This is a genomic window from Burkholderia sp. ABCPW 14 (assembly GCF_001523835.1).
Taxonomy (GTDB): domain Bacteria; phylum Pseudomonadota; class Gammaproteobacteria; order Burkholderiales; family Burkholderiaceae; genus Burkholderia; species Burkholderia mayonis.
In genome coordinates this window covers 1-523 of sequence record NZ_LOVS01000031.1, presented here as the reverse complement: position 1 = coordinate 523, position 523 = coordinate 1, and the positions used below count along the sequence as shown (strand labels likewise).

The window sequence follows — 523 nt, the reverse complement described above, 5'->3', positions numbered from 1 at the left end:
TCGTCGATTGCCAGATAGCGGATCGTCGACCAGTCCGGCTCGGCCACACGCGCTCGCAAGCGCATCTTGTCGATCGATTTGACCGTGTGCCATCCCAGATCGTAGAAGGCTGCGACCGCCTGCACGCTGGCCGCTTGCAGCAGCTTCTCGCAGGCCTTGGCGAACCGCTCCGTCACCCGCTGGTAGCGGCCCAGCCACGCCAGCTTCTCCAGTCGCGGGCCGCCGCAGTGTTCGCACCAGACCCGACGGCGGGGGACATGCAGCACGACTCGGTACTCGAACAGCGGCAGATCGCGCACTCGCCGAACCGTCGTCTCGTGGATTTGCTGGCAGCGCGCTCCGCACTGTTCGCAGTGCATGACCTTGCTGACCGGCTTCAGATACAGCGACAGCGTACCGCCGCCTCCTTCCGGCCATTCCACCCGCTCCAACCGATAGCCGGTCCAGCCGCCCAGTGCCTGAAGTGCCTTGCGATCGTGCAATTCTTCCTCCTGACCTCTATAGAATCAGGCGTCAGGTTACG

Annotated in this window: 1 protein-coding gene; it reads right to left on the bottom strand. The window is 64.2% G+C overall.

Annotated features, from left to right (window positions below):
- The coding region (locus WS62_RS04545) for a helix-turn-helix domain-containing protein (RefSeq protein ID WP_197422763.1) at positions 1–482 on the bottom strand (482 nt) is incomplete at its 3' end.
- Positions 483–523 lie beyond the last annotated feature (41 nt).